The organism is Pseudomonas sp. GW821-FHT02C04 (assembly GCF_059421845.1).
Map to the genome: position 1 here is coordinate 1,180,380 of NZ_JBWKVT010000001.1, position 26,443 is coordinate 1,206,822.

A 26,443-nucleotide genomic window follows, 5' to 3' on the forward strand; every position below is an offset into this window, starting at 1 on the left:
CCCTCACCTGCCAGCCTGAAACCAGCACTTTCCGTTTAGAGGCATTTCGCTATATATTCAGCTATATAGCGATTCACCCCCTCGCATCGGCGCAGTCTACCCCTCCAACAATAACTGCCCACTGCACTTGCCAACAACGGAGCTGTTCATGACCATTCGTGCCTCACGTTTTGCCCCTACCTGCCTGGCCTCCTTGCTTGCAGTATTTGCCGCCGGCGCTGTTCAGGCGGATGAAGTGCAGGTTGCCGTCGCGGCCAACTTCACCGCACCGATCCAGGCGATCGCCGCCGATTTCGAAAAAGACACCGGGCACAAACTGGTCGCGGCCTATGGCGCCACCGGGCAGTTCTACACCCAGATCAAGAACGGCGCGCCATTCGAAGTGTTCCTCTCGGCTGACGACACCACCCCTGAGAAACTGGAAAAAGAAGGCGACACCGTCAAGGGCTCGCGCTTCACCTACGCCATCGGCACCCTCGCGCTGTGGTCGGCCAAAGAAGGCTACGTCGACGCCAAAGGCGACGTTCTGAAGAAAAACGAATACCAACACCTGTCCATCGCCAACCCGAAAGCCGCGCCTTACGGTCTGGCTGCCACCCAGGTGCTGGAAAAGCTGAAACTGACTGAAGCGACCAAAGCCAAGATCGTCGAAGGCCAGAACATCACCCAGGCCTACCAGTTCGTGTCCACCGGCAACGCTGAACTGGGCTTCGTTGCCCTCTCGCAGATCTACAAGGACGGCAAGGTCAGCAGCGGCTCGGCGTGGATCGTGCCGGCGAGCATGCACGACCCGATCAAACAGGACGCCGTCATCCTGAACAAAGGCAAGGACAACGCCGCTGCCAAGGCGCTGGTCGACTACCTCAAAGGCCCGAAAGCCGCTGCGGTGATCAAGTCCTACGGTTATCAGCTGTAAATGTCGCTGACGAGTGCCGATTTCGCGGCGATCTGGCTGACCCTGAAGCTGGCGTCCCTGACCACCGCGATCCTGCTGGTCATCGGCACTCCGATTGCTCTGTGGTTGTCGCGCAGCCAGTCCTGGTTGCGCGGCCCCATCGGGGCAATTGTCGCCCTGCCCCTGGTGCTGCCGCCGACCGTCATCGGTTTTTATCTGTTGCTCGCGCTCGGGCCCAATGGCTTTCTGGGTCATTTCACCCAATGGCTCGGGCTCGGCACGCTTACGTTCAGCTTCACCGGACTGGTGATCGGTTCGGTGCTCTATTCCATGCCCTTTGTGGTGCAGCCGCTGCAAAACGCCTTCTCCGCCATCGGCACTCGCCCCCTGGAAGTGGCCGCCACTTTGCGCGCCAATCCATGGGACACGTTTTTCAGCGTCATCCTGCCGCTCGCACGTCCCGGCTTCATTACGGCGGCGATCCTGGGTTTCGCCCATACCGTCGGTGAATTCGGCGTTGTACTGATGATCGGCGGCAATATTCCCGACAAGACCCGGGTGGTCTCGGTACAAATCTACGACCACGTCGAAGCCATGGAATACTCACAAGCACATTGGCTCGCCGGTGCGATGCTGGTGTTTTCGTTTCTGGTGTTGCTGGCGCTCTATTCCAGCCGCAAGTCGCGCGCAGGCTGGAGTTGATCGATGATTGAAGCACGCTTGAAACTCGCTTACTCCGGCTTCGGCCTGGATGTTGACCTGCACCTGCCCGGTCGTGGCGTGACCGCATTGTTCGGACAATCAGGCTCAGGCAAGACCACCTGCCTGCGTTGTATTGCCGGACTGGAACGGGCTTCGCACGCCTTTGTGCAAATCAACGACGAAATCTGGCAGGACAGCGATAAAGGCATTTTCGTCCCGCCGCACAAACGTGCGCTCGGCTATGTCTTTCAGGAAGCGAGCCTGTTTCCGCACCTCTCGGTGCTGGCCAACCTGCAATTCGGCCTCAAACGGATTGCCAGGAATCAACGCCGGGTCGACATGGCACAAGCCACCGAACTGTTGGGAATCGGCCATTTGCTGGAGCGTCATCCGCAGCATCTGTCCGGCGGCGAACGTCAGCGTGTCGGCATCGCCCGGGCGCTTTTGACCAGTCCGAAACTGTTGCTGATGGACGAGCCGCTCGCGGCCCTCGACAGTCAGCGTAAAAGCGAAATCCTGCCTTACCTGCAACGGCTGCACGACGAACTCGATATCCCGGTTCTGTATGTCAGTCACGCTCAGGATGAAGTCGCGCGCCTGGCCGATCACCTGGTGCTGCTCGACAACGGCAAAGCGTTGGCCAGCGGCCCGATCGGCGAAACTCTGGCCCGCCTGGATCTGCCACTGGCAATGGGCGATGACGCCGGAGTGGTGATCGAGGGGCAAGTTATCTCCTACGATCACAACTACCAATTGCTCTGCCTGCAATTGCCCGACACGTTACTGAGCATTCGCGTGACCCACTCCCCCATGGAAGTCGGTCAGACGCTGCGCTGCAAAGTGCAGGCTCGCGATATCAGCCTGACCCTGCAAAACACCGAGCACAGCAGCATCCTCAACCGCCTGCCGGTGACGGTTGCCAGCGAAATGCCCGCCGACAATGCCGCTCATGTGCTGATCCGCCTCGATGCGGGTGGCACGCCTCTGCTGGCAAGAATCACCCGGTATTCGCGAGACCAGTTGGGCGTGCATGCGGGTCAACAATTGTGGGCGCAGATCAAGGCTGTCGCGGTTCTGGCTTGAATCGGTCGGCACGACTGCCATGGCATGCGGTCAATCGCTGTAACAGCCCGATTGCCGCCAAGGATTCCCGCCATGCCCGATACCGCGCTGACCGATGTGTTGCCTTCGGACCTGCATTACGTCGATGACACCCAGCCCGGGCTCACCCGCAAGAAGCTGCGCGGCAAGTTCTGTTACTTCGACACAGCAGGCCAGCGCATCACTGATCCTGACGAAATCAAACGCATCAATGCGCTGGCCGTGCCACCGGCCTACACCGATGTCTGGATCTGCGCTGACCCTCGCGGTCATCTTCAAGCCACTGGTCGCGATGCTCGGGGGCGCAAACAGTATCGCTATCACCCGCGCTGGCGCGAGGTCCGTGATGCCGACAAATACTCGCGACTGCGTGAGTTCGGCATGGCGCTGCCGAAGTTGCGCAAACAACTGGAAGCGCTGTTGGCAGCACCGGGGTTCAGCCGCGACAAAGTCATGGCCACGGTGATCACTTTGCTCGATGCGACCCTGATCCGTGTCGGCAATACTCAATACGCACGAGACAATAAATCCTATGGACTGACTACCCTGCGCAGCCGGCATGTCGAGATCAATGGCAGCGCGATCCTGTTCCAGTTTCGCGGCAAAAGCGGCATCGAGCATCAGATCACCGTGAAGGACCGGCGCCTGGCGCGGATCATCAAGCGCTGCCTGGAAATCCCGGGGCAGAATCTGTTCCAGTATCTGGATGAAAACGGCGAGCGGCACACCGTCAGTTCCTCCGACGTCAACACCTACCTGCAAACCCTGACCGGCGCAGACTTCACCGCCAAGGACTACCGGACCTGGGCCGGCAGCGCCCTCGCACTGTCGGTGCTGCGGGAGTTGCAATGGGAATCGGAGGCCGAAGCCAAGCGGCATGTGGTGGAGATGGTCAAAGGTGTGGCGCGGCAACTGGGGAACACGCCGGCGGTGTGTCGAAAGTGCTACATCCATCCGGCCGTGGTGGAGCATTTCATGCTGGGAGCGCTGGCTGAGCTTCCAAGATCACGGATCCGCAAAGGTCTGCGCAAGGAAGAAGTCGCACTGGCGCTATTCCTGGAGCGTATGGCTGAGATGGCCGCTACGCCTTGAACCCGTCGGATGTCTCGACTAGGCTAACGACCCTTCCCTCCCAAGGACGACCGCAGAAGTGAACAACTAAGCCTTCAAAAATGTAATCGCGACACGCCTTCAAAGGCGCCTGTCAGTGTTCCCGACATTTTTTGGAGGTGCCGATGACTCACGTCTCGCGTACGCCTGCCCTCGTCTCCCTGAATCAGCTGGGTTTCCAGTTCGCCAACGGCGAGATGATTTTCGATGCACTCAATTTGAAGTTTGATCACACGCCGACCGCCATCGTTGGACGCAACGGTGTTGGCAAAAGCGTACTGGCGCGCCTGATCGCCGGACAATGGCAACCCACCACCGGCAGCGTGACGCGCGCCGTGACAACAACCTACGTGGCGCAGACCTGTGTTGCGGCGCCCGGCGAGACGGTCGCCAAGACCACCGGCAGCGCCTCCATTCTTCAGGCTCTGGAGCGAATGAACCGGGGCTGCGGCTCAGTCGAGGATTTCGACCTCATTGGCGAACAATGGGATTTGGCGGAGCGCTTGCGGCGCTTGCTCGATGACGCCGGGCTGGCCGAGGTCGCATTCACTGACTTGACCGAACAACTCAGTGGCGGTCAGCAAGCACGAGTCGCACTGATCGGCGCGTTTTTGAGTCAAGCCCCGTTGCTGGTTCTTGATGAGCCGACTAACCATCTGGATTCATCGGGACGGCGATGGCTGATGAATTCACTGGAGCGCTGGCACACCGGGTTGATCGTCGTCAGCCATGATCGGCAATTGCTCGACCGCATGCAGCGGATCGTCGAGTTGAGCGCGTCTGGGGCTATCGAATTCGGCGGTAATTACTCGGCATTCCGCGAGCATCAGCGAATTCATCAAGCAGCGGCGCAAGCGCGCCTTGAGCAAGCCAGAAGCGAACGTCAGCGCGAGCGCCTTCGATTACGGCGTGAACATGACACGATACAGCGCCACGCCGCCAACTCGCGACGCAACGCCGAAACCGCCAACATTGCCAGTTTCGAATATGTGGCGATAAAGGGTGCCGCCCGGGAAATCATGGGGCATGTCCGTCAGGGACATCAGGCCCGCAAGTCCGAACTCGATGCCCAGGTGCGGGAGGCTTACGCCAAGGTGCAACCCGAGGACAACGTGCTTATCAACTTGCCGGGGAGCGCGGTGCCGAACAACCGTCAGATCTGCACGCTGATTGACGCTCGGCTGCCATGGTTACCGAACGATGCACCGACGAGCCGGCTGAATCTCACGATCCACGGCCCGATGCGGATCGCTGTCAGCGGTCCCAACGGGTGCGGAAAAACAACCCTGCTGAAGGTACTCGCCGGGCAACTGGCGCCTGTCGACGGAGTCGCCGCGACTCACGTGCCCTTCGCGTTTCTTGATCAGCAATTGGCCCTACTGGACGATCACCGTTCCATCACCGAACAGCTGATGATGCAGGGGGCTGCACTGACCGAGGGCACCCTGCGCAGCTATCTCGCCCACTTGCAGTTGGATGCGAGCCGCGCCACGGGATGTTGCGCTTCATTGAGCGGTGGCGAACGTCTGAAAGCCGCACTGGCGCTCGCATTGTGGCGACCGGACCCCGCGCAACTGTTGTTGCTGGACGAACCGACCAATCATCTGGATCTGCCCTCGGTGGAAGCTTTCGAACAGGCCTTGCAGACATTTCCGGGAGCGATCGTTGCGGTTTCACACGACCGGAATTTTCTCAAGGCATTGAATCCGACTCACCATCTGAACTGGCACCGCTCTGGCTGGGTACTTCAGCCGACGAACTGACCTGCCTATTTTTTGCACGATTTGTCAGGGCTTCTATAGTTGATCTGACACGAATCAACTGCGGTGACGCCATGGAAGACATATTCGTCGTGAAGCGTTGCAACAAGATCATCATTCACGGTCGCCGCGCCGGAGAAAGTCTCCATGAACCTGCCGAAGCCACCGGCTGGTACCGCATCAGTGACACGCGTACCGGCGGCTTCATCGGGGATGGCTACGATCTGGAAGAGGACGCTCGGCGAGAATGTCTGCGACTCAACGCCGCCAGTTCACGGGTGACTGTCAGTGAGTCTTCTGGCTGATAGCTGTCATTTACGGGTCTATACTCAAACCAGCTGAAGGAGCAGCGCCCCAACGGCAGAGAGCTCGCGCTTCGCGGGCTTTTTGCTGCCTCAGAGCGGTTTCCTGAACGGAGGTGTTCCATGTCCGAAAGAGAGTCCATCACCACTCTCCTCACCTTGCTCGATGCCCGGGAGGCCCGCCTCGCCGCGGCCTGCAAAGAGATCGCCGACTGGGTCGATCATCAAGGCGGGCACCCGACCGCCCTGCGCATTCGCGATCGTTTGAACGACATCGAAAAGGATGCTCCGCTGATTCGCAGCACCCTGTCGTCGCTCAAACCTGTTGATCGGCCTCTGCCACGCTTCAGGTGATCCGCTGATTGGCGCAATGCTGCAAAAAAGAACGTCCTTGGTGGTGAGAGGTCAAACCCTTTACACGTCACCAAGGAGGCGTCTCATGGTCATTCACTTCAAAGTCGATGGGCATCTGGCCTGTGGTCACAAGGGCAACAACCTCAGTTCCAGCCCCGAGCTCAATCGCGTCAAATGCCGCAGCTGCCGCAACACAGAAGCTTATAAAAACGCACGCAAAGACCAACGTAATGCTGCGCGTCGGCTCGCTCGCCATGCAAAAGCAACGCACCATGCATCCGGTTGGCGCTCGGAGTGGATCGAGCGTCTGACAGCGATGACTGGTCTCCAGCGCCTGCCAAGAGGTTTTACCGGGCAAGCATTCGTTTAAGCGGCCGACGACAATGGGCCGTCTGTTCGGCCCATTTCTGCTGATGTGTTTATGACTGTGTAGATCCGCCGATGCTATGGTAAGTCCTGTCCGTTCCAGTTTCGGTAACTCAGAGTGCAAGCATCCATTGATCCTGAAGAAAGTGTCGGGGCTTCCCCCTTACCTCGCCGCAATCCGTTGCAAAAACGTAGCCGTGAACGGCAGGAACGAATTCTTGGTGTGGCCACCCGGCTGATTGCCAGCAAGGGCAGCGATCAACTGAAGATGAGCGAAATCGCTGCACTCTGCGAGATATCCATTGGCTCTCTCTACCAGTATTTTCCTGACAAGAGTTCGATCATCCTCAGCCTCGCGCAGCGTTATAACGCCGAAAGCCGCCGCTGCATTCAAGTTGCCTTGGAAGCGGCCCACGACGCGCAAACGCTGAAAACCGCCTATTCGGATCTGCTGGATCTGTATTACCAGGTGATCACTGCGGAACCGGTCATGCGCGATATCTGGTCTGGCATGCAGACCGACAAACAACTGCTGGACCTGGAACTGCAGGAAAGTCGCGTTGCGGCGCAAATGCTGACCAGCGCAATGCTGCGTGCTTTTCCTGACGCGGATAAACAGCAAGTGAGCGATGCGGCTTTTCTGGTCTGGCAACTGGGTGAATCGACAATGCGCCTGGCCATTTCCTGTACCCCGGAAGAAGGACGTCGATTGGTCGAAGCCTTCAAGCGCATGTCACTTCGAGAAATACTGCACCCTGCCCTCGCCGAGTCTCTCAATACCTCGATTTAAGTTCGTGACCTTCAGAAAATGACCTGTCGTCGGCTAAGGGCGAGCTTTTCTTGACGCAATAACATGAGCATCTATCGTCTTTTTTGTGAGGAGCACTCACGTTCAGACGGAGAGATGATCATGACAAGCTCAGAAGCCCAACCCTTTCTGATACTCGGCGCCACCGGAAAAACCGGATGCCGCATCAGCCAACGACTGACCGAAGAAGGACATCCGGTTCGACCGGGCTCGCGCAATGCACCCATCCCCTTCGATTGGGACAATCCTTCAACTTGGAGCACTGCCCTGACGGATGTGCGTGCAGTCTATATATCCTATCAGCCTGATCTCGCCATGCCCGGAGCCCTGGAAACACTGCAAGCATTCGTATCGCTCGCGGCTGAGCACCAAATCAGACACCTGGTGTTGTTGTCAGGGCGCGGTGAAATTGAAGCGCAAGAAGCTGAACGGATTGTGCAGAACAGCGGCATCGACTGGACAATTCTGCGAGCCAGTTGGTTTTTCCAGAACTTCAGCGAGGCACATTTCCTCGATCCGATCATCGAAGGTCAGCTCGTGCTTCCAGTTGGTAATGTCGCTGAGCCGTTTGTGGATGCGGAAGATATTGCTGATGTCGCCGTGCAGGCACTCACCAAACCGGGTCATGTTGGAAAACTCTATGAACTGACCGGGCCAAAAGCATTGACCTTCGCTGAGGCGATTCGGGAGATCGGCTCGGCAACAGGGCGCGAAATTCAGTTCATACAAGTGCCGGCGGAGAGTTACCGCAAGGAACTTGAAAATGCGCAACTACCAGCGCCGTGGGTCGACCTGGTGCTTTATCTCTTCACCACTGTACTGGACGGGCGCAATACCGCTGTTGCCGATGGTGTGAGGCAAGCGTTGGGACGGTCGGCGGCAGACTTCAGTGCTTATGCCATACGTACGGCTTCGACTGGGGTCTGGAATGCGCGACCGTGAATGAAGGGCGGATGTTTTTGTGGCACAAAAAAGGCTTGCATGAAAAACGTCATGCAAGCCTTTATATTCGATGTATCGAAAGCCGAGCCTGAACCAATGCCCCTCTGGAGAGCTCAATCGGTTCGTATTCCATACTGTCCAGTGATTGAAATCCAGGTCGAAACCTCATCCCGATACGGAGGCATTCCAGCAAATCAAAGGTTACAGCTGTACTGATACTCGAAGGGGAAAAATACCGTATCGACCACTAATGAAAACGGTGCGTCTATGAGTAAAAACGGAATCAACTTTCCTTTGGATGCACCCACCGCCCACCAATCAAACCGCACTCCGATATAGGGGCATCGATGCTCGTCGTAATCCATCCGCATGGCGGTTGCTGCACAACCGCTCAGACTGGCGATCAACACCAGTAAAACTGCTTTGCGAAACACGTAACGTCCTTATTACATCATCGATGGAGACTGAATGCTCCTGCCCCACCTCTCAGTTGACCGCGATAGCGACGAGGTTGAACAGCACGATCCGAATGGCAGGGAAAAGGTCATGACAACAAGATCAATCAGGGTTGAGATCAAAATTGCGACCCAGAAACAAACAAGGGTTTGCATCAGCTTTCGCCCGCAAACCCTTGATTCAAGATGGTGCCCGAAGCCGGAATCGAACCGGCACGCCCTTACGAGCGGGGGATTTTAAGTCCCATGCGTCTACCAGTTTCGCCATTCGGGCGGTAGCGCGGTACTGCGTTGCCCTGATGCCGGTTCACAATCCTGACAGATTGCTGCCCGTACAGCAGAGGGGGAAATATATACATCACTCCCCCGTGAAGCAAGTTGGCAAAGGCCGTTTTAAAGACTAAATCTTTCAGCACAATGCAATAAAAAAAAGCTCCGTAAATCATGGATCTACGGAGCTTATTTATAGTGGAGGCCGAGGTCGGAATCGAACCGGCGTAGGTGGATTTGCAATCCACTGCATAACCATTTTGCTACTCGGCCTCAAAAACATTTGCTGTCAGTAGCGCAACAACAAACGCTGTAAAACTTGGAGCGGGAAACGAGACTCGAACTCGCGACCCCGACCTTGGCAAGGTCGTGCTCTACCAACTGAGCTATTCCCGCTTGGTGTGGCGCATTCTATAGAAATCAGAAGCGCCGTCAACCCCTTGATTCAAAAAAGTTTTATTTCTTTTCAACATCGGTCTTCAGATGCGGCCAGGCAGCCCGAAGGTATTGAACCATCGACCACAAGGTCAGGCCTGCAGAAACCATCAGCAACGTGTAACCGATGAAAACCCAGAAGCTGAAAACCTTGGGGTTGGCCAGAAGGATCACCAGTGCAAGCATTTGCGCAGCGGTTTTCCATTTGCCCAGGTTCGACACAGCCACATGAGCCCGCGCGCCGAGTTCGGCCATCCACTCACGCAACGCCGAAACGACGATCTCGCGACCGATGATGACGGCCGCCGGCAACGTGAGCCACAGGTTGCCGTGCTCCTGCACCAGCAACACCAGTGCAACAGCAACCATCAGTTTGTCAGCGACAGGATCCAGAAACGCTCCAAACGGAGTGCTTTGCTCCAGGCGGCGCGCCAGATAACCATCCAGCCAGTCCGTTGCTGCCGCGAAGGCAAAGACCGAACTTGAGGCCAGATAACTCCACTGGTAAGGCAGATAGAACAGCAATATGAAGATCGGGATGAGCAGGACACGGAGAACGGTAATCAGATTAGGGATATTCATCGGCACAACTGGCTACGAGGTGAATGGGCATTCTACTCACTATGCAGGTTTGCATAAATCGACTCTGCTAGCTTTTTGCTGATCCCCGGCGCTTTGGCGATCTCTTCGATGCTTGCACGAGACAGCTCCTGCAATCCACCAAAATGTTTCAACAAGTCCCTGCGCCGAGTCGGCCCCACACCCGCCACGCCTTCCAGCGTTGACGTACGACGGGTTTTGCCACGGCGCGCACGGTGTCCGGTGATTGCAAACCGGTGAGCTTCGTCACGAATCTGCTGAATCAGGTGCAACGCCGGGGAGTCGCCACGCAATGTGAATTCATGCGCGGCATCATTCAGATACAAAGTCTCGAACCCTGCCTTGCGCGTCGCGCCTTTTGCAACGCCCAGCAGAATCAGGTCCGGCACGGCCAGTTCGTTGAGCACATCACGCGCCATCGACAACTGCCCTTTGCCGCCGTCCACCAACAGAATGTCCGGCAACTTGCCCTCACCGTCCTTCAGCTTGCTGAAGCGCCGGGTCAACGCCTGATGCATGGCGGCATAATCATCACCCGCCGTCACGCCTTCGATGTTGTATCGGCGGTAATCCGATTTGATCGGCCCTTCTGGCCCGAATACCACACAGGACGCGACGGTTGCTTCGCCGCTGGAATGGCTGATGTCGTAGCACTCCAGGCGCTGCGGTGGCTCGTCCAGCTTCAGCACCTCGGCCAATGCCTCGAAACGGGCCGCAACGTGCTGACGGTTCGCGAGCCTCGCACCCAGCGCCTGTTCGGCATTGGTCACGGCCAGTTGTTGCCAGCGCGCCCTCGTACCGCGAACCCGATGACTGATGGACAGTTCGCGCCCGCGCAGCTCCTGGATCGCTTCGATCAATGTGGGAAAGTCTTCATGAACGACGTTGACGATCAGTTCACTTGGCAAATCGCGCTCGGGGCTGCTGATGAAATACTGGCCAAGAAACGCAGCCATGACTTCCGCAACGTCTTCTTCGATCCCGACCTGCGGGAAAAAGTTCTTGCTGCCCAGAACCCGCCCTCCCCGCACGCTGATCAAATGCACGCAGGCGCCACCGGGGTTGACGAAGGCTGCGATCACATCGATATCGCCAGTTCCGCCTTCCATGCTCTGCTGATCCTGAACCCGACGCAGCAATGCAATCTGGTCGCGCAGTTCAGCGGCGCGCTCGAACTCGAGGTTGATGGCAGCCTCTTCCATCGCAGTGGACAGTTCGTTGGTCAACGCATGGCTGCGCCCCTCGAGGAACATCACCGAGTGCCGCACGTCTTCGGCGTAAACCTCAGGCTCGACCAGCCCGACACAGGGAGCCTTGCAGCGTTTGATCTGGTACTGCAGGCACGGACGCGTCCGGTTCTTGTAGTAGCTGTCTTCGCACTGACGCACAAAGAATGTCTTCTGCAGAAGGCTGAGGCTTTCGCGAATTGCCCCTGCACTCGGATAAGGCCCGAAGTACTTGCCCTTGGCCTTCTTGGCACCGCGATGAATGCTCAGGCGAGGGAATTGTCCGTCAGACAGAAACACATACGGATAAGACTTATCGTCGCGCAACAGGATGTTGTACGGCGGCCGCCACTCCTTGATCAGTGTTTGCTCAAGCAGCAGGGCTTCGGTTTCGTTGGCGGTAATGGTCGTTTCGACCTGGGCGATTCGTCCAACCAGCGCGGCGGTCTTGGGTGCCAGCCCGGTTTTTCGAAAGTAACTGGCCAGGCGTTTCTTCAGATTCTTGGCCTTGCCGACGTACAACAGACGCGCATCGCTGTCGAACATGCGGTAAACGCCGGGGCGCCCGCTGACAGTCGACAGGAAGGCGCCGGAATCGAATGTTTCAGTCATGGTCAGAGGCTGGCATCAACCATGCCGTGACGAACTGCCAGAAGCGTCAGCTCGACATCACTGCTGATCGAAAGCTTCTCGAAAATGCGGTAACGGTAGGTGTTTACGGTTTTTGGCGACAGGCACAATTTGTCGGAAATGATCTGCACCTTCTGGCACCCGACAATCATCAAGGCAATCTGGATTTCCCGCTCCGACAAGGCATCGAACGGAGAATCATTGGTTGGCTGGAAGGACTTGATTGCCAGTTGCTGGGCAATCTGCGGACTGATGTAGCGCTGACCGGCAAAGACCAGGCGTATAGCCTGTACCATTTCCGGCAATCCAGCACCCTTGGTCAGGTAACCCGCGGCTCCCGCCTGCAGCAATCGGGTAGGAAACGGATCTTCTTCACACACGGTGACTGCAACCACCTTGATGTCCGGATGGCTGCGCAACAGTTTGCGCGTGGCTTCCAGGCCGCCGATGCCAGGCATCTTGACGTCCATCAGCACCACGTCTGGCTTCAGCTCACGGGCCTTGATAAGGGATTCTTCCCCGGACTCGGCCTGGCCAACCACTTGCAGGCCATCAATATCGGCCAGCATCCGTGTAATGCCCGTACGAACGAGATCATGGTCATCGACCACTAGCACCCTAATCAAGCAGACACCTCGCGATATGGTCTTATTGGGATGCCGGACACCTTAGCAAAAAGTGCCAGACAGACCTAGCGGCAAGCAGCATATAAAAAGTTTCAATTCATCATTCAGGGCTTGCCGGCCGTGCGTTTCAGAGCACACGTGTACTGAATTCGAGATGCATCCTCAGGAAACACTCGTCCTCGCCCTGCACAACCATTCCCTTTCTGCGATACAGGTTTTGCGCCGGATTGTTCTTGAACACTGTCAGACGCAATGCCGGGCGGCGCTCAAGGTGCGCAATTGCAACAATCTGATCGATCGCCCAGGAACCTGCGCCTTGTCCCTGAAATCCCCCGCAGACCTGTAACTCGCGAATGTACAACGCACGAGCATCACGACTGAGGCTGAAATAGCCTACAGGCCTGCCATCGCATTCGATCATCCAGTTTTCGCGCCCGGCCCAGGCGATATCGAAAGCTTCGTCCAGCCACAGCAGATCGTAGCTGATGTAATAGCGGAGCATGTTCTGGCAGGTAATTTCTCGCGTAAACGACAGGTCATCGGGTGTCGCCGATCGCAAATGAAACCTTGTTTGCACATCCACCACCTTCATGCCTTGCCCTCCCCTGATGCCAACCTCGACGCGACTCAACCTTGAACCGCTGAAAACGGCAGAGTGTGTCATAGCTTGCCGAAGGCTCAACCGATAGAGCACGTCTTATACCTTCGATAGCATTTTCTGATTGCTGACGCGCATCGGGCTCTAGTAAGCTCGGCGCATTCATCGGAGACACATCATGTTCAACGCCCTTGCACAGCTTCTTGCCACCAGCGCCCAGCGCTCGGTTGCGGCTGCGCGCGTGAACGACATTTGCGCTCCAGCCAGCTTTTATTTTGGGTATTGGTTTAGCCACTGGCGCGCCTGATACCCACACGGCGCCCATATAGACGGGTCGCCTACCAGAGAATTCTCAACCCCCGGTCGGCCTCCCGACCGGGGGTTTTGTTTTTTCAGGCCCTGAACTTTCAGCGACACACCAGACATTTGAGGAATCACGACATGAACTACGCCACTTATTACCGCTACGACAGTTTTACCGCCTGGCGATTTAGCAGCCTCCGCTCGGGACAGCCTGCCGCCTCCGATCGGTCACCCACAGGTGGCAAGCCAACACATGTAGCCAATACGGCCAACTGTCGAACACCCCAATAGGGCCGAGTCGGCGGGAAAAACCCGCGACCAGCCCAGGAAGACCGAATATGAACTCGTCCGTTTCTGCTCTGCCACTGTCCACCCTGAACCCGGCCAACGAAGCATTGACCCTGCGTCTGCCCAGTTCGCTGCAACTCAAGCAGCAATTGCCCCTGAGCAATGCCTTGAACCAGCAAGTTGCCAATCACCGCCAGGCCATCCGCGCCATTCTCAACGGCGAAGACCACCGTTTGCTGGTCGTTGTCGGCCCTTGCTCCATTCACGACCCCGAATCAGCGCTCGAATACGCCGAAAAACTTGCCCGACTGGCCAACGACGTCAGTCAGGAAATGCTGCTCGTGATGCGTGCCTATGTCGAAAAACCCCGCACCACCGTCGGCTGGAAGGGTCTCGCGTACGATCCCCATCTGGACGGCAGCGATGACATGGCCGCCGGCCTGACATTGTCACGCGAACTGATGCTGGAAATGATCCGCCTCGGCCTGCCTGTTGCCACCGAACTTCTGCAGCCCATGGCTGCTGGCTACTTCGACGACCTGCTCAGCTGGGTTGCCATTGGTGCGCGAACAACCGAATCACAGATTCATCGCGAGATGGCCAGCGGACTGAGCATGCCGGTCGGCTTCAAGAACGGCACCGATGGCGGCGTATCCATTGCCGTCGACGCAATGCGCTCAGCGGCTCATCCACATCGTCATTTCGGCGTAGACAGTCAGGGCCATCCGGCAATCATTCCGACTTCGGGCAACCCGGACACACACCTGGTCCTGCGCGGCGGCCATCAAGGGCCGAACTACGACCGCGCCAGCGTGTCCCGAATCCATACCGAACTGAGCCGCCTGAAAATCCCGAGCCGGATCATGGTCGATTGCAGTCACGCCAACAGCGGCAAGGACCCTCTGCGTCAGCCTGAAGTATTCAACGATGTGCTGGAACAACGCCTGCAAGGCGACCGCTCACTGGTCGGCATGATGATCGAGTCGCACCTGTTCGAAGGATGTCAGCCCCTGAGCGAATCGTTGCGTTACGGCGTTTCCGTGACCGATGGCTGCCTGGGCTTCAGTGCCACGGAACACCTGCTGCTCAATGCAGCCGACCGCCTTCGGACACAACCTCTGCCTTGATTGCAAAAGCAGCCTTCCGCAGCGGATACACGCGGAAGGCTGTTTGATCATTCCTGTACGTGCAACAAGACACCCTCGGAAACCTGGCTGACATCGTCCAGTCGCTCGACGGAATAAGACACACGCACGACCGTATTGATGTGTTCACGCCAGAATCGATGGGGAACGATAAAGACGATTGGCTCAACTTCCATTCCGCTGCTGATTTCCCGATCATCACGATGAAAGAAGAACTCTCCATCGCACTTGAGATAAACCAGCTCTCCAACCTCCAGCTGCGCATTGCTGATCACCACACTGACACCGTCAATGGTGTCCTTTACGTCGAGCACCCGGCCTTCCGCCTCCAACACTTGTGGCATGGCCAGTTCGCCCCGCACCAGCGGAGCAATGTTGACTCGCGTAACCCCTGACTCACGAATCGCACCACTTTTCTGTTCTATGCAGTACTGAACCACCACCTCTCCACCCAGGTGCGGGGCGATGAATTGTGGGTCGACACCGAATACCAGCGGCTCTCCAACAGCAAAGGATTCGACGATCAGACAGTCCCGAAAGGACGCGTGCTCTACGGGACCTTGCCAGATCAACGCCACCCGGTCTCCCGCTGTCATTCCGGCGTAAGGCTGCAGGGTGACCGTGGTTCCATCGATGACACGCGCAGGCTCAAGACTCCCTCCGACAGCATCATCAATGATGGCCGGCAGCAGACTGTAACGAACATCTCCGACATCCAGTCGTTCTCGATCGGAGGTCACCGGCATCGGTCTTGAAACGCTGGTCAATGTCCAGAAGACCTCCAGTGAACCGCCGTCCAATGCCGCGATGTGAGGGCTTCTGACGACAAATACAATTTCCTTTCCCAACTGGGCTTCGCTGACGAATCGAACGCCTTCGTTTCGGTACGGCATGCCCTCGATATCAAGACCGTGCCAGCTCAATACCACCCTGTCGCCGCAAGCCATATCGGGATAAGGCGCAATCCGCACGACGACCTTGTTCCGCGAGGGATCAAGAACCGCATCCTCCACAGCGTCGAGGGTGACAGCGGGCAGTGAGTCAACCGGCTCATGACTGCAAGACTGCCCGGATGACTCGATCATTGTTGCGACCAAAGCGTTGCCTTGCGTTGCTTCCTGCGCGTTCTGCGTATTCATTCGTAGCTCCATTCCCTGGAAATACCCTGCAGCTGGCTCGCTGCGTCGAAGAACCTCTATTCAAGCCGCTTCATCAAAAATTTAATGTCGTCCGTACGCAGTGCAGAACGCGGGCAAGTGCATCACATGAAGTAGGCAACGGCAGGGAAAACACATGGGGCAACGCAGGAGATGTCCAAACATTCCGATCCGGACTTCAAACATCAGGGAAGTTTCGTTCAGGTGCTGATCCAGTTTCCGGCGCTGAACCGGGACTCTTCATACATCGTGAGCTCAACGACTGTTTTAGAGTGGCACCGTGCAAATATCGATGAACTTCTGCGATCAAGGATGAAAAATGCAACGAAATACCACAACTCTTTATCCCATCCTGTTGGTGCACGGCCTGTTCGGGTTCGAGCGCATTGGTCCTTTTGAGCTGTTCCACGACGTCAAACAGGCGCTGAAGGCCGTCGGCGTACAGGTGTTCGTGCCGCATCTGTCAGCCATTCATGACAATGAAGTGCGAGGCAAACAACTGCTCGGGCAGATTGACTCTGTGCTCAGAGGCACAGGCGCGAGCAAAGTCAACCTGATCGGTCATAGCCAGGGCGCATTGGCGGCTCGCTATGCCGCAGCGGTTGCCCCACAAAGGGTTGCTTCCGTGACTTCGGTCAGTGGACCGAACCACGGCTCGGAGCTCGCAGACTTCTTGCGCAAGGCACTGATTCCCGGAAGGTTACCGGAGAGCGTCGCGCAGAATGTGGCCACGCTGTTTTCCGACTTTCTATGCCTGCTCGGTGGAACCACGACCCTGCCGAAAAATGCATTGGCCGCGTTGAATGCACTGACGACCGTAGGGGTCGGTGATTTCAATGACAAATATCCGCAAGCCCTGCCGGAGAGCTGGGGCGCGCAGGGAGCCGAACGGGTCAATGGCGTCCGCTACTATTCCTGGAGCGGCGTTGTGCCGGAAATGAAACTGCAAACATTCGATCCCGTTCATGGCATTTGCCGGGCGCTGTCGCAGTACTTCATCACCGAGCCCGGTCAGAACGACGGTTTCGTCGGCCGCTACAGCTCTCATCTGGGCACCGTGATCCGTTCCGACTACCCATTTGATCATTTGCGCAGCTTGCGTCGGGCCTCCGGTGAGCCTGCCGGCTCAGCCGATTCGATCCAGTTGTACGTCGAGCACGCCTTGCGCCTGCAGGCAGCTAATCTCTGAGTGCCGGCATCAGACAGCCGAACGGAACTTTGCCGAGAAATCGGCCACTGAATCCGGTAGGCTCCACCCTTTACTGATTTGATTGGAGATTTTCCCCATGGCTAAAGCCACCGCCCGCCACATCCTGGTTTCCAGCGAAGACAAGTGCAACGAACTCAAGGCCCAGATCGAAGCCGGCGCCGATTTCGCTGAAGTCGCCAAAGCCAACTCCACCTGCCCGTCCAGCCGTCAGGGCGGTGATCTGGGCTCGTTCGGTCCGGGCCAGATGGTCAAGGAATTCGATACCGTGGTTTTCAGCGCCCCGATCAATGTCGTCCAGGGCCCGGTCAAGACCCAGTTCGGTTATCACCTGCTGGAAGTCACCAGCCGTCAGGACTGATCCCTCACCCGTCCTGCTGTGTAACGGCCCGCCAGATGGCGGGCCGTTGTGTTTTGGTTACACCACGCGACTGGCGAACAGCGCTGCGCTCGCGTACAAATTGCGCTTATCGATTACCCGGCTCTAAGGCTGACAATGCGACTGGCTTTCTCCACTTTGATGTTCACTGCCGTGGCTCTGCTGATGAGCGCCGCCGGTGTGAGCGCTGCACCGCAGCATGCTTTGACCGTTTACGGCGAACCGGCAAAGTATCCGGCCAATTTCAGTCACTTCGACTACACCAATCCGCAAGCGCCCAAGGGCGGAACGATGCGCCGCTCGGCGATCGAGATCGGTCACTTCGACCATGTCCTGCCCTACATCGACAAAGGCATCGGCGTCACCCAGATCGATGGCCTGCTGTATTCCCCGCTGGCCCAGCGCTCGATGGACGAGCCCTACACCGTCTACGGACTGGTGGCGCAAAAGATGGAGCGTTCCGAGGACGGTCTGTCCCTGCGCTTCTTCATCAACCCCAAGGCACGCTTCGCCGACGGTAAACCGATCACCGCCGAAGACGTGCGCTACACCTACGATTTACTGATGACCCAGGGCAGCCTGCGCTATCGCACCCAGTTCGCCGACGTCAAAGGCGTCGAAGTCGAAGCGCCGCTCACCGTGCGCTTCGATTTCAAAAGCAATGAAAACCGCACCCTGCCACTGGATATCGCGACCCTGCCGGTGTTTCCCGAGCACTGGTGGAAGACCCGGGATTTCGCTGGCGGTGGCGGCTATGAACCTCCGCTGGGCAGCGGCCCGTACCGAGTCGGAAAAGTCGACTCCGGGCGCAGCATCACCTTCGAGCGCAATGGCAACTGGTGGGGCAAGGACTTGCCGGTCAGCCGCGGGCTCTACAACTTCGATCACTTCAGCATCGAGTACTTCGGCGACACCGATGTCGCCCGCCAGGTGTTGCGCGGCGGCGCCTACGACTACAACCGCGAATTCTCCGCTACCGGCTACTCGATCGGCTACGACAGCCCGGCCCTGAGCGACGGGCGCCTGCAGAAGGCTCACCTGGCAACCGAGGCGCCGCAATCAGCCCAGGGCTTCGTGTTCAACCTGCAAAAACCGATGTTCCAGGACCGCCGCGTACGTCAGGCCCTGGCCATGCTCTGGGACTTCGAATGGAGCAACCGGCAGATGATGCGCAACATGTACATCCGCCAGCAGAGTTACTTTTCCAACAGCGCCCTCGCCGCCCGTGAACTGCCGGACGCTGCCGAACTGAAGATCCTTGAACCACTGCGCGGACAAATCCCCGACGAGGTATTCACGAAGGTCTTCGAGGCGCCGAAAACCGACGGCAGCGGACTGATCCGTGACAAGCAGCTTCAGGCACTCGAACTGCTTGAACAGGCTGGCTGGAAACCCGACGGCGACCAATTGGTCAACGCGCAGGGCGAGCCGCTGAGCTTCACCTTCCTGGTCAGCCAGAACGGCATGGACCGCCTGCTGCTGCCCTACAAGCGCACCTTGAAACAGATCGGCATCAATCTCGATATCCGCCGCATCGACTCCTCGCAATACGTCAACCGACTGATGAGCCGCGACTACGACATGATCGTCACCGGTTACCCGGTCACCACGTCGCCCGGTGGGGAACTGCTCAACTACTTCGGGTCCGCTTCGGCCAACGATCCCGGCGCCAACAACTATATGGTGCTGAAAAACCCCGCGGTCGACGGCTTGATCAATGGCCTGATCCGCGCCTCGACCCAGCCAGACATGTTGCATTACGCCCACGCGCTGGATCGGGTGTTGCAATGGAATTACTACTGGATTCCCAACTATTACCCGCCGGGCACGTCGACCGTGTGGTGGAACCGCTTCGGCATCCCTACCGTGCAGGCGAGCAATGACGAAGCGATCGAGAGCTGGTGGGAAATCAGCAGCACGCCGCTGACCAACCAGCAGATGACGGCCGAGAAAATCAGCCGTGGCAGACCCGGAGGGCCGCACTGATGTGGGCTTACATACTGCGGCGCCTGCTGCTGATCATTCCGACGCTGGTGATCATTCTGCTGGTCAACTTCGTGATCATCCAGGCCGCCCCTGGCGGTCCGGTGGAACAGGCCATCGCTCATTTGCAAGGCATCGGTGGCGCCAATGTCGGCGGTGGTGCAAGCGAAACCATGAGCAGCACCTCCCGCGCCAGCCGCGGCCTCGACCCGCAACTGATCAAGGACATCGAAAAACAGTACGGCTTCGACAAACCGGCCCATGAGCGTCTGTGGCTGATGCTCAAGAACTACGCGCAGCTGGATTTCGGCAAGAGCTTCTTCCGCGGCGCCACGGTCACCGACCTGATTCTGCAGAAAATGCCGGTGACCATTTCCCTCGGGCTGTGGGCGACGCTGATCACCTATCTGGTGTCGATCCCGCTGGGCATTCGCAAAGCCGTGCACCACGGCAGTCATTTTGATATCTGGAGCAGTACGGCGATCATCATCGGTTACGCGATGCCGGCGTTTCTGTTCGCCATGTTCCTGATCGTGGTGTTTGCCGGCGGTACATCGCTGAACTGGTTTCCGGTGCGCGGGCTTGTCTCGGACAACTTCGAATCGCTGTCGACGCTGGGCAAGATTGCCGACTATTTCTGGCACCTTGTTCTGCCGGTCACTGCATTGGTGATCGGTGGCTTTGCGACCCTGACCATCCTCACCAAGAACTCGTTCCTCAATGAAATCACCCGTCAGTACGTGGTCACCGCTCGCGCCAAAGGCCTGAGCGAACGCCGGGTGCTGTATGGCCACGTGTTCCGCAACGCGATGTTGCTGGTGGTGTCGGGCATTCCCCAGGCGTTCATCAGCGTGTTCTTCGCCGGCTCATTGCTGATCGAGGTGATCTTCTCCCTCGACGGCCTCGGGCGCATGAGTTACGAAGCGGCCGTCTCTCGCGACTATCCGGTGGTGTTCGGTTCGCTGTTCATCTTCACCCTGTTCGGCCTCCTGATAAAACTGATCGGTGACCTGTGCTACACGCTGGTCGATCCGCGCATCGACTTCGCTGCGAGGAATGCCTGATGTTCAAGCTCTCGCCTCTGGGCCGTCGCCGTTTCGAACGCTTCAAGAAAAACCGCCGGGGCTGGTGGTCGCTGTGGTTGTTCATTGGTCTGTTCGTGATCAGCCTCGGCGGCGAACTGATTGCCAACGACAAGCCCTTGGTCGTCAGCTATCAAGGTCAGTGGTATTTCCCGGTGTTCAAGCGCCACACCGAACAGGAGTTCGGCGGCCAACTGCCCTTCCAGGCCGATTACCGCAGCGACTACGTCCAGAACCTGATTCGCAAGGACGGTGGCTGGTTGCTGTTTCCGCCGATCCCGTTCAGTGACGACACACCTAACTACGACCTCAACAAACCGGCGCCCAGCCCACCGACTTCGGTCAACTGGCTGGGCACCGACGATCAGGCGCGGGACGTGCTGGCACGGGTGATTTTCGGCGCTCGGGTGTCGATCCTGTTCGCGCTGATGCTGACTTTCGTCAGTGCTTTGATCGGCATCGCGGCCGGCGCCCTGCAAGGCTACTACGGTGGCTGGATCGACTTGCTCGGTCAGCGTCTGCTCGAAGTCTGGTCGGGGCTGCCGGTACTGTACCTGCTGATCATTCTTTCGGGGTTTGTCGAGCCGAATTTCTGGTGGCTGCTGGGGATCATGGCGCTGTTTTCATGGCTGGCGCTGGTGGATGTGGTGCGGGCGGAGTTCCTGCGCGGGCGCAACCTGGAATACGTCAAGGCTGCGCGGGCGCTGGGCCTGACCGACCGCAAGGTGATCTTCCGGCACATCCTGCCCAATGCGATGAATGCCACTTTGAGCTACCTGCCGTTCATTCTGACCGGGGCGATTTCCACCCTGACGGCGCTGGATTTCCTGGGCTTCGGCATGCCCGCCGGCAGCGCATCGCTGGGCGAGCTGATCGGCCAAGGCAAACAGAACCTGCAAGCACCGTGGCTGGGATTGACGGCGTTTTTCACCCTCGCGCTGATTCTGTCCTTGCTGGTATTCATCGGCGAAGCGTTGCGCGATGCCTTTGACCCGCGCTCATGAACGGATACTTGATATGACTGACAACCTGATCGAAATCCGTGACCTCAGCGTCGCCTTCCATGGCCAGGCCGTGGTGCGCAATCTGTGCCTGGACATCCGCCCCGGCGAGTGCCTGGCGCTGGTCGGCGAGTCGGGCTCGGGCAAATCGGTGACAGCTCACTCGGTCCTGCAACTGCTCCCGGACAGTGAAGCCCAAACCACCGGCAGCATTCGTTATCGCGGCCAGGAACTGGTGGGAGCTGATCCCAAGACCTTGCGCGACTTGCGGGGCAACCGCATCGCGATGATCTTCCAGGAGCCGATGACCTCGCTCAACCCGCTGCACACCATCGAAAAGCAGATTGGCGAAACCCTGCTGCTCCACCGAGGCCTGGGCGGCAAAGAGGCGCAGAAACGCATTCTCGAACTGCTCGAACTGGTGGGTATCCAGAAACCGCAAGAACGGCTGAAGGCTTACCCCCATCAATTGTCCGGCGGCCAGCGGCAGCGGGTCATGATCGCCATGGCACTGGCCTGCGAACCGGAACTGTTGATCGCCGACGAGCCAACCACGGCCCTCGACGTCACCGTGCAGCGCAAGATCCTGGTGCTGCTCAAATCCCTGCAGCAACGCCTCGGCATGTCGCTGCTGCTGATCAGCCACGACCTCAATCTGGTGCGCAGCATCGCCCAACGGGTATGTGTGATGAAGGCCGGGGAAATCGTCGAGCAGGCACCGTGCGAAACCCTGTTCACAGAGCCGAAACACCCTTACAGCTGTGTGTTGCTCAACGCCGAACCCGAGGGAGAAGCGCTTCCCCGGGACGAACGGGAAAACGTGCTGGAAGTCGATGACCTGCGGGTTGATTTCACGGTCGGTGGCGGGCTGTTCCAGCGCAAGCAATACCTGCGGGCGGTGGACGGTATCAGCCTGAATATCCAGCGCGGCAAGACGCTGGGCATTGTCGGCGAGTCCGGCTCGGGCAAGTCAACGCTGGGTCAGGCAATCCTGCGTCTGCTCGAGTCCGAAGGCAGCATTCGCTTTCAGGGACAATCTCTCGACAGCCTCACTCAGAAGCAAATGCGCCCATGGCGCCGGCAGATGCAGGTGGTGTTTCAGGACCCGTTCGGCAGCCTCAGCCCGCGCATGTCGGTGGCGCAGATCATCAGCGAAGGGCTGGAGGTGCATTGCCAGTCCACCGCCGACGAGTGCGACGCCCAGGTGATCCGCGTGCTCAAGGAAGTCGGCCTCGACCCCGAAAGCCGTCATCGCTACCCCCACGAATTTTCCGGTGGCCAGCGTCAGCGCATCGCCATTGCCCGGGCACTGGTGCTCAAACCGGCGCTGATCCTGCTCGACGAGCCGACTTCGGCGCTGGATCGCACCGTGCAGAAACAAGTGGTCGCCCTGCTCCGCCAGCTTCAGGAAAAACATGGCCTGACATACCTGTTCATCAGCCACGACCTGGCGGTGGTCAGGGCACTGGCCCACGACATGATCGTGATCAAGGACGGCAAAGTGGTCGAACGCGGCGCCAGTCACGACGTGTTCGACTCGCCGCAGCACCCCTATACCAAAGAGCTGTTGGCAGCGGCGCATCCGGGGTAGGCATAATCGCGCCACCTGACTTCCGCCAATGGACGCCGCCATGAACACCACTGAAAGCCTCAAGGACTACCAACGGGTTCGCACGCTGGCGATCCGTTCGTTGTTCGAGATCATCGAGCAATCCAGTGAAGGCACGGTGATTGTCGACCGCGATGCGAACATCGTCTGGATGAACGAGCGCTACGCCCGGCGCTTCGGGCTCGACTCTGCGGCCGGAGCCATCGGCAAACCTTGCGAAAGCGTGATTCCGGGCAGCCTGCTGCGTGAAGTGGTGCGCACCGGGCGACCGATTCTGCTGGACATGCAGGACACCCCGAAAGAACCGCTGGTGGTGATGCGCCTGCCGATCCATGACGACGCCGGCGCGGTGATCGGCGCCATCGGCTTTGCCCTGTTCGACGAATTGCGCACACTGTCGCCGATGCTCAAGCGCTACCTGAGCATGCAGGAGGAACTGGCCTCGACCCGTTCGCTGCTGCGCGCACGCCAGACCAAATACAACTTCGCCCACTTCATCGGCACCAGCGCTGCCAGCCTGGAAGTCAAACGCCGCGCCCGACGCAGCGCGAGCGCCGAGTCGCCGGTTCTGTTGCTGGGCGAGACTGGCAGCGGCAAGGAGTTGCTGGCTCAGGCGATTCACGGCGCTTCGCCCCGGGCCAACAAGGCGTTCGTTAGTATCAACAGTGCGGCGATTCCCGAAGCGCTGCTCGAAGCCGAGTTCTTCGGCACGGCGCCCGGCGCCTTCACTGGTGCCGATCGCAAGGGCCGCACCGGCAAGTTGCAGATTGCTCAGGGCGGAACGCTGTTTCTCGACGAAATCGGCGACATGCCGTTGCCATTGCAAAGCAAATTGCTGCGGGTGCTTCAGGAAAAAGAGTTCGAACCTGTGGGTTCCAACGACGTGATCCAGAGCGATGTGCGGGTAATCGCCGCGACGTCGACGGATCTGGAGGCAGCGATCAAGCGCGGCGAGTTCCGCGCAGACTTGTACTACCGGCTCAACGTGCTGCCGATTCAGGTGCCGCCGCTGCGTGAACGGCTGGATGATCTGCCGGCGCTCAGTGAAGCGATTCTTGAAGAGTTGCGGAGTCAGCATGAACTCAATCGTGAAGCGCTGGAGTTGCTGGGGCAGCACGCCTGGCCGGGGAACATTCGCGAGTTGCGCAACGTGCTTGAACGAGCGGCGTTGCTCAGTGATGACTTGATGCTCACGACGGAAGACATTCGTGCAGCGATTGGCACGTTTACACCGGTTGAGCGAACACTGATGTCTCTGTCAGAGCCGGTAACCAACGAAACCTTCAGTCAAGCCCGCGAACGGTTTGACCGGCAATTGATTCAATCCACCCTCGTGCAATGCGGGGGCAAGGTGATCGAGGCGGCTGAACGGCTGGGACTGGGGCGGTCAACGCTTTACAAGAAAATGATTGCGCTGGGAATTGTGGAGTCTCAATAAAGAGACGAAATTCTCCAAAAAGGGACAACATCAAAAGCATCGCGGGCAAACCCGATCCCGCAGGGAAATTCGCTCAATTGTGGGAGCGGGCTTGCCCGCGAAAACGCCCTCCCGGCCATCAAAGTCTCAAAACAGAGACAAAATCTCGAAAACCATCATCCAGAACCAAACTAATTCCATATATTTCAATAACTTAACCATCTGGCACAGTTCTCGCTAAAGCCCCTTCCTACACCCGTTCCACCCACAAAAATAACAATCGAAGGAGCACACCATGAGTGTGATCATCGCCTTGGCAGCCCTCGCGCTGCTGATGCTCGCGGCCTACCGTGGCTACAGCGTTATCCTTTTTGCCCCGATCGCCGCCCTCGGCGCCGTCCTGCTCACCGACCCGTCCGCCGTCGCCCCTGCCTTCACCGGGGTGTTCATGGAGAAAATGGTCGGTTTCATCAAACTCTACTTTCCCGTGTTCCTGCTCGGCGCCGTGTTCGGCAAACTGATCGAACTGTCCGGTTTCTCCCGCTCGATCGTCGCGGCAGCGATTCGCTTGCTCGGCACCCGCCAGGCGATGCTGGTGATCGTGCTGGTCTGCGCCCTGCTCACCTACGGCGGCGTTTCGCTGTTCGTCGTAGTGTTCGCGGTCTATCCGTTCGCAGCGGAAATGTTCCGTCAGAGCAACATCCCCAAGCGCCTGATCCCGGCAACCATCGCCCTCGGCGCGTTCTCGTTCACCATGGACGCCCTGCCCGGCACGCCACAGATCCAGAACATCATCCCCAGCACCTTCTTCAACACCACCGCGTGGGCGGCGCCCTGGTTGGGCTTGATCGGCACGATTTTCGTGTTCTGCGCCGGCATGCTGTTCTTGCAGCGTCAACGCAACAAGGCTCAGCGCGCCGGCGAAGGCTATGGCACTGAACTGCGAAATGAGCCGGAAACTGCCGAAGACCTGAAACTGCCGAACCCGTGGCTGGCGCTGTCTCCGCTGCTGGCGGTAGGCATCATGAACCTGCTGTTCACCCAGTGGATTCCGCAGTGGTACGGCAAAACCCACAGCCTCGCGCTGCCGGGCATGGCCGCGCCGGTGACCACCGAAATCGCCAAACTCACGGCGATCTGGGCGGTGCAGGCGGCACTGCTGGTGGGGATTCTGATGGTGCTGGCGTTCGGTTTTCAGGCGATTCGCAGCAAGCTTGCCGAAGGCAGCAAAAGCGCGGTCAGCGGCGCGCTGCTGGCGGCGATGAACACCGCGTCGGAATACGGTTTCGGCGCGGTCATCGCCTCGTTGCCGGGTTTTCTGGTGCTGGCCGACTGGCTCAAAAGCATTCCCAATCCGCTGGTCAATGAAGCAATCACCGTGACCCTGCTGGCCGGCATCACCGGTTCCGCCTCGGGTGGCATGAGCATCGCCCTGGCGGCGATGTCCGAACAATTCATCAGCGCCGCCCACGCTGCCAACATTCCGCTGGAAGTGCTGCACCGGGTAGCCGCGATGGCCAGCGGCGGCATGGACACCCTGCCGCACAATGGCGCGGTAATCACGCTGCTGGCGGTCACCGGCCTGACCCACCGTGAGGCCTACAAAGACATTTTCTGTATTACGCTGATCAAGACCCTGGCGGTTTTCGTGGTAATCGGCACTTTCTACGCCACTGGCATTGTGTGAGGTAT

At 58.4% G+C, this 26,443-nt stretch carries 26 protein-coding genes and 3 tRNA genes; 20 read left to right on the top strand and 9 right to left on the bottom strand.

Annotated features, from left to right (window positions below):
* Nucleotides 1–148: 148 nt before the first annotated feature.
* The 10 genes from modA (at nt 149) to AC07VV_RS05415 (ending at nt 8,340) form a co-directional block, all read left to right on the top strand.
* Entirely contained in the window at nt 149–916 is a 768-nt protein-coding gene (gene modA, locus AC07VV_RS05370; RefSeq protein ID WP_249485970.1) for a molybdate ABC transporter substrate-binding protein, read from the top strand.
* The gene (gene modB / locus AC07VV_RS05375) at nt 917–1,597 is read left to right on the top strand and encodes a molybdate ABC transporter permease subunit (RefSeq protein WP_096821551.1); all 681 of its coding nucleotides are present in this window, start codon (nt 917–919) and stop codon (nt 1,595–1,597) included.
* Between the two features lie 3 nt (nt 1,598–1,600).
* Nucleotides 1,601–2,680 (top strand): molybdenum ABC transporter ATP-binding protein, encoded by a 1,080-nt coding sequence (gene modC / locus AC07VV_RS05380; RefSeq protein WP_495035566.1) that lies wholly within the window; start codon nt 1,601–1,603, stop codon nt 2,678–2,680.
* 72 nt (nt 2,681–2,752) lie between these two features.
* Nucleotides 2,753–3,790 (top strand): DNA topoisomerase IB, encoded by a 1,038-nt coding sequence (locus AC07VV_RS05385; protein ID WP_495035567.1) that lies wholly within the window; start codon nt 2,753–2,755, stop codon nt 3,788–3,790.
* Nucleotides 3,791–3,933: 143 nt separating this feature from the next.
* Nucleotides 3,934–5,571 (top strand): ATP-binding cassette domain-containing protein, encoded by a 1,638-nt coding sequence (locus AC07VV_RS05390; protein WP_495035568.1) that lies wholly within the window; start codon nt 3,934–3,936, stop codon nt 5,569–5,571.
* A 71-nt stretch (nt 5,572–5,642) separates the two neighbouring features.
* Nucleotides 5,643–5,873 carry a hypothetical protein gene (locus tag AC07VV_RS05395; protein WP_096821557.1) on the top strand — a complete coding sequence of 77 codons (231 nt, stop codon included), beginning with the start codon at nt 5,643–5,645 and terminating at the stop codon, nt 5,871–5,873.
* Nucleotides 5,874–5,993: 120 nt separating this feature from the next.
* The gene (locus AC07VV_RS05400) at nt 5,994–6,224 is read left to right on the top strand and encodes a hypothetical protein (RefSeq protein WP_085730787.1); all 231 of its coding nucleotides are present in this window, start codon (nt 5,994–5,996) and stop codon (nt 6,222–6,224) included.
* A gap of 85 nt (nt 6,225–6,309) precedes the next feature.
* Complete coding sequence (locus AC07VV_RS05405) at nt 6,310–6,594, top strand: hypothetical protein (RefSeq protein ID WP_495035569.1); 285 nt, start codon at nt 6,310–6,312, stop codon at nt 6,592–6,594.
* 114 nt (nt 6,595–6,708) lie between these two features.
* The gene (locus AC07VV_RS05410) at nt 6,709–7,380 is read left to right on the top strand and encodes a TetR/AcrR family transcriptional regulator (protein WP_495035570.1); all 672 of its coding nucleotides are present in this window, start codon (nt 6,709–6,711) and stop codon (nt 7,378–7,380) included.
* Between the two features lie 120 nt (nt 7,381–7,500).
* Entirely contained in the window at nt 7,501–8,340 is an 840-nt protein-coding gene (locus AC07VV_RS05415) for an SDR family oxidoreductase (protein ID WP_495035934.1), read from the top strand.
* Nucleotides 8,341–8,534: 194 nt separating this feature from the next.
* On the opposite strand, the gene AC07VV_RS05420 is transcribed toward AC07VV_RS05415, so the two are convergent.
* The 8 genes from AC07VV_RS05420 to AC07VV_RS05455 all read right to left on the bottom strand — a co-directional run bounded on the left by AC07VV_RS05420 (nt 8,535) and on the right by AC07VV_RS05455 (nt 13,174).
* On the bottom strand, nt 8,535–8,774 hold the full coding sequence (locus AC07VV_RS05420) for a YceK/YidQ family lipoprotein (RefSeq protein WP_096821563.1): 240 nt from the start codon (nt 8,772–8,774) through the stop codon (nt 8,535–8,537).
* Between the two features lie 208 nt (nt 8,775–8,982).
* Nucleotides 8,983–9,069: transfer RNA gene (locus AC07VV_RS05425), tRNA-Leu, on the bottom strand.
* 195 nt (nt 9,070–9,264) lie between these two features.
* Nucleotides 9,265–9,338 (bottom strand) — tRNA-Cys (locus tag AC07VV_RS05430).
* Nucleotides 9,339–9,385: 47 nt separating this feature from the next.
* Nucleotides 9,386–9,461: transfer RNA gene (locus AC07VV_RS05435), tRNA-Gly, on the bottom strand.
* Between the two features lie 60 nt (nt 9,462–9,521).
* Nucleotides 9,522–10,082 (bottom strand): CDP-diacylglycerol--glycerol-3-phosphate 3-phosphatidyltransferase, encoded by a 561-nt coding sequence (pgsA, locus tag AC07VV_RS05440; RefSeq protein WP_085730785.1) that lies wholly within the window; start codon nt 10,080–10,082, stop codon nt 9,522–9,524.
* A gap of 32 nt (nt 10,083–10,114) precedes the next feature.
* On the bottom strand, nt 10,115–11,938 hold the full coding sequence (gene uvrC, locus AC07VV_RS05445) for an excinuclease ABC subunit UvrC (RefSeq protein ID WP_192558124.1): 1,824 nt from the start codon (nt 11,936–11,938) through the stop codon (nt 10,115–10,117).
* Between the two features lie 2 nt (nt 11,939–11,940).
* On the bottom strand, nt 11,941–12,582 hold the full coding sequence (gacA, locus tag AC07VV_RS05450) for a response regulator transcription factor GacA (protein ID WP_032829778.1): 642 nt from the start codon (nt 12,580–12,582) through the stop codon (nt 11,941–11,943).
* A gap of 127 nt (nt 12,583–12,709) precedes the next feature.
* Nucleotides 12,710–13,174, bottom strand: coding sequence for a GNAT family N-acetyltransferase (locus AC07VV_RS05455; protein ID WP_495035571.1), 465 nt, complete (start codon nt 13,172–13,174; stop codon nt 12,710–12,712).
* 184 nt (nt 13,175–13,358) lie between these two features.
* Between AC07VV_RS05455 and AC07VV_RS05460 the strand changes: the two genes are divergently transcribed.
* Together AC07VV_RS05460 and AC07VV_RS05465 are read left to right on the top strand one after the other, a co-directional pair.
* Nucleotides 13,359–13,487: a hypothetical protein gene (locus tag AC07VV_RS05460; RefSeq protein ID WP_495035572.1), complete on the top strand. Its 129-nt coding sequence runs from the start codon at nt 13,359–13,361 to the stop codon at nt 13,485–13,487.
* Between the two features lie 334 nt (nt 13,488–13,821).
* Entirely contained in the window at nt 13,822–14,898 is a 1,077-nt protein-coding gene (locus tag AC07VV_RS05465) for a 3-deoxy-7-phosphoheptulonate synthase (RefSeq protein WP_495035573.1), read from the top strand.
* A gap of 47 nt (nt 14,899–14,945) precedes the next feature.
* Here AC07VV_RS05465 and AC07VV_RS05470 read toward each other — a convergent pair whose 3' ends face one another.
* Complete coding sequence (locus tag AC07VV_RS05470) at nt 14,946–16,055, bottom strand: hypothetical protein (RefSeq protein WP_495035574.1); 1,110 nt, start codon at nt 16,053–16,055, stop codon at nt 14,946–14,948.
* 337 nt (nt 16,056–16,392) lie between these two features.
* Between AC07VV_RS05470 and AC07VV_RS05475 the strand changes: the two genes are divergently transcribed.
* The 8 genes from AC07VV_RS05475 to AC07VV_RS05510 all read left to right on the top strand — a co-directional run bounded on the left by AC07VV_RS05475 (nt 16,393) and on the right by AC07VV_RS05510 (nt 26,438).
* Nucleotides 16,393–17,262 carry an esterase/lipase family protein gene (locus AC07VV_RS05475; RefSeq protein WP_495035575.1) on the top strand — a complete coding sequence of 290 codons (870 nt, stop codon included), beginning with the start codon at nt 16,393–16,395 and terminating at the stop codon, nt 17,260–17,262.
* A 97-nt stretch (nt 17,263–17,359) separates the two neighbouring features.
* On the top strand, nt 17,360–17,641 hold the full coding sequence (locus AC07VV_RS05480; RefSeq protein WP_041478733.1) for a peptidylprolyl isomerase: 282 nt from the start codon (nt 17,360–17,362) through the stop codon (nt 17,639–17,641).
* 135 nt (nt 17,642–17,776) lie between these two features.
* The gene (locus AC07VV_RS05485; RefSeq protein WP_495035576.1) at nt 17,777–19,645 is read left to right on the top strand and encodes an extracellular solute-binding protein; all 1,869 of its coding nucleotides are present in this window, start codon (nt 17,777–17,779) and stop codon (nt 19,643–19,645) included.
* Entirely contained in the window at nt 19,645–20,706 is a 1,062-nt protein-coding gene (locus AC07VV_RS05490; protein WP_249485914.1) for a microcin C ABC transporter permease YejB, read from the top strand. Before AC07VV_RS05485 ends, AC07VV_RS05490 begins: the two co-directional genes overlap by 1 nt.
* Complete coding sequence (locus AC07VV_RS05495; RefSeq protein ID WP_102622254.1) at nt 20,706–21,728, top strand: ABC transporter permease; 1,023 nt, start codon at nt 20,706–20,708, stop codon at nt 21,726–21,728. The genes AC07VV_RS05490 and AC07VV_RS05495 overlap by 1 nt, the downstream gene beginning before the upstream one ends.
* 13 nt (nt 21,729–21,741) lie before the next feature.
* The gene (locus AC07VV_RS05500; RefSeq protein ID WP_495035577.1) at nt 21,742–23,316 is read left to right on the top strand and encodes an ABC transporter ATP-binding protein; all 1,575 of its coding nucleotides are present in this window, start codon (nt 21,742–21,744) and stop codon (nt 23,314–23,316) included.
* Between the two features lie 40 nt (nt 23,317–23,356).
* A complete protein-coding gene (locus tag AC07VV_RS05505) occupies nt 23,357–24,772 on the top strand; it encodes a sigma-54 interaction domain-containing protein (protein ID WP_495035578.1) in 1,416 nt (471 codons plus the stop codon).
* Nucleotides 24,773–25,046: 274 nt separating this feature from the next.
* Nucleotides 25,047–26,438 carry a GntP family permease gene (locus tag AC07VV_RS05510; RefSeq protein ID WP_192558129.1) on the top strand — a complete coding sequence of 464 codons (1,392 nt, stop codon included), beginning with the start codon at nt 25,047–25,049 and terminating at the stop codon, nt 26,436–26,438.
* The last annotated feature ends 5 nt before the right edge of the window (nt 26,439–26,443 follow it).

Excerpts from the sequence above, each read along its gene's own strand:
- AC07VV_RS05390 (WP_495035568.1), top strand. The coding sequence starts at position 3,934 with ATGACTCACGTCTCGCGTACGCCTGCCCTCGTCTCCCTGAATCAGCTG.
- AC07VV_RS05480 (WP_041478733.1), top strand. The coding sequence starts at position 17,360 with ATGGCTAAAGCCACCGCCCGCCACATCCTGGTTTCCAGCGAAGACAAG.
- AC07VV_RS05500 (WP_495035577.1), top strand. The coding sequence starts at position 21,742 with ATGACTGACAACCTGATCGAAATCCGTGACCTCAGCGTCGCCTTCCAT.
- AC07VV_RS05460 (WP_495035572.1), top strand. The coding sequence starts at position 13,359 with ATGTTCAACGCCCTTGCACAGCTTCTTGCCACCAGCGCCCAGCGCTCG.
- AC07VV_RS05510 (WP_192558129.1), top strand. The coding sequence starts at position 25,047 with ATGAGTGTGATCATCGCCTTGGCAGCCCTCGCGCTGCTGATGCTCGCG.
- AC07VV_RS05490 (WP_249485914.1), top strand. The coding sequence starts at position 19,645 with ATGTGGGCTTACATACTGCGGCGCCTGCTGCTGATCATTCCGACGCTG.
- AC07VV_RS05405 (WP_495035569.1), top strand. The coding sequence starts at position 6,310 with ATGGTCATTCACTTCAAAGTCGATGGGCATCTGGCCTGTGGTCACAAG.
- pgsA (WP_085730785.1), bottom strand. The coding sequence starts at position 10,082 with ATGAATATCCCTAATCTGATTACCGTTCTCCGTGTCCTGCTCATCCCG.
- AC07VV_RS05400 (WP_085730787.1), top strand. The coding sequence starts at position 5,994 with ATGTCCGAAAGAGAGTCCATCACCACTCTCCTCACCTTGCTCGATGCC.
- uvrC (WP_192558124.1), bottom strand. The coding sequence starts at position 11,938 with ATGACTGAAACATTCGATTCCGGCGCCTTCCTGTCGACTGTCAGCGGG.
- AC07VV_RS05470 (WP_495035574.1), bottom strand. The coding sequence starts at position 16,055 with ATGAATACGCAGAACGCGCAGGAAGCAACGCAAGGCAACGCTTTGGTC.
- modA (WP_249485970.1), top strand. The coding sequence starts at position 149 with ATGACCATTCGTGCCTCACGTTTTGCCCCTACCTGCCTGGCCTCCTTG.
- AC07VV_RS05495 (WP_102622254.1), top strand. The coding sequence starts at position 20,706 with ATGTTCAAGCTCTCGCCTCTGGGCCGTCGCCGTTTCGAACGCTTCAAG.
- AC07VV_RS05485 (WP_495035576.1), top strand. The coding sequence starts at position 17,777 with ATGCGACTGGCTTTCTCCACTTTGATGTTCACTGCCGTGGCTCTGCTG.
- AC07VV_RS05415 (WP_495035934.1), top strand. The coding sequence starts at position 7,501 with ATGACAAGCTCAGAAGCCCAACCCTTTCTGATACTCGGCGCCACCGGA.
- modC (WP_495035566.1), top strand. The coding sequence starts at position 1,601 with ATGATTGAAGCACGCTTGAAACTCGCTTACTCCGGCTTCGGCCTGGAT.
- AC07VV_RS05465 (WP_495035573.1), top strand. The coding sequence starts at position 13,822 with ATGAACTCGTCCGTTTCTGCTCTGCCACTGTCCACCCTGAACCCGGCC.
- AC07VV_RS05475 (WP_495035575.1), top strand. The coding sequence starts at position 16,393 with ATGCAACGAAATACCACAACTCTTTATCCCATCCTGTTGGTGCACGGC.
- AC07VV_RS05395 (WP_096821557.1), top strand. The coding sequence starts at position 5,643 with ATGGAAGACATATTCGTCGTGAAGCGTTGCAACAAGATCATCATTCAC.
- AC07VV_RS05455 (WP_495035571.1), bottom strand. The coding sequence starts at position 13,174 with ATGAAGGTGGTGGATGTGCAAACAAGGTTTCATTTGCGATCGGCGACA.
- AC07VV_RS05385 (WP_495035567.1), top strand. The coding sequence starts at position 2,753 with ATGCCCGATACCGCGCTGACCGATGTGTTGCCTTCGGACCTGCATTAC.
- AC07VV_RS05505 (WP_495035578.1), top strand. The coding sequence starts at position 23,357 with ATGAACACCACTGAAAGCCTCAAGGACTACCAACGGGTTCGCACGCTG.
- modB (WP_096821551.1), top strand. The coding sequence starts at position 917 with ATGTCGCTGACGAGTGCCGATTTCGCGGCGATCTGGCTGACCCTGAAG.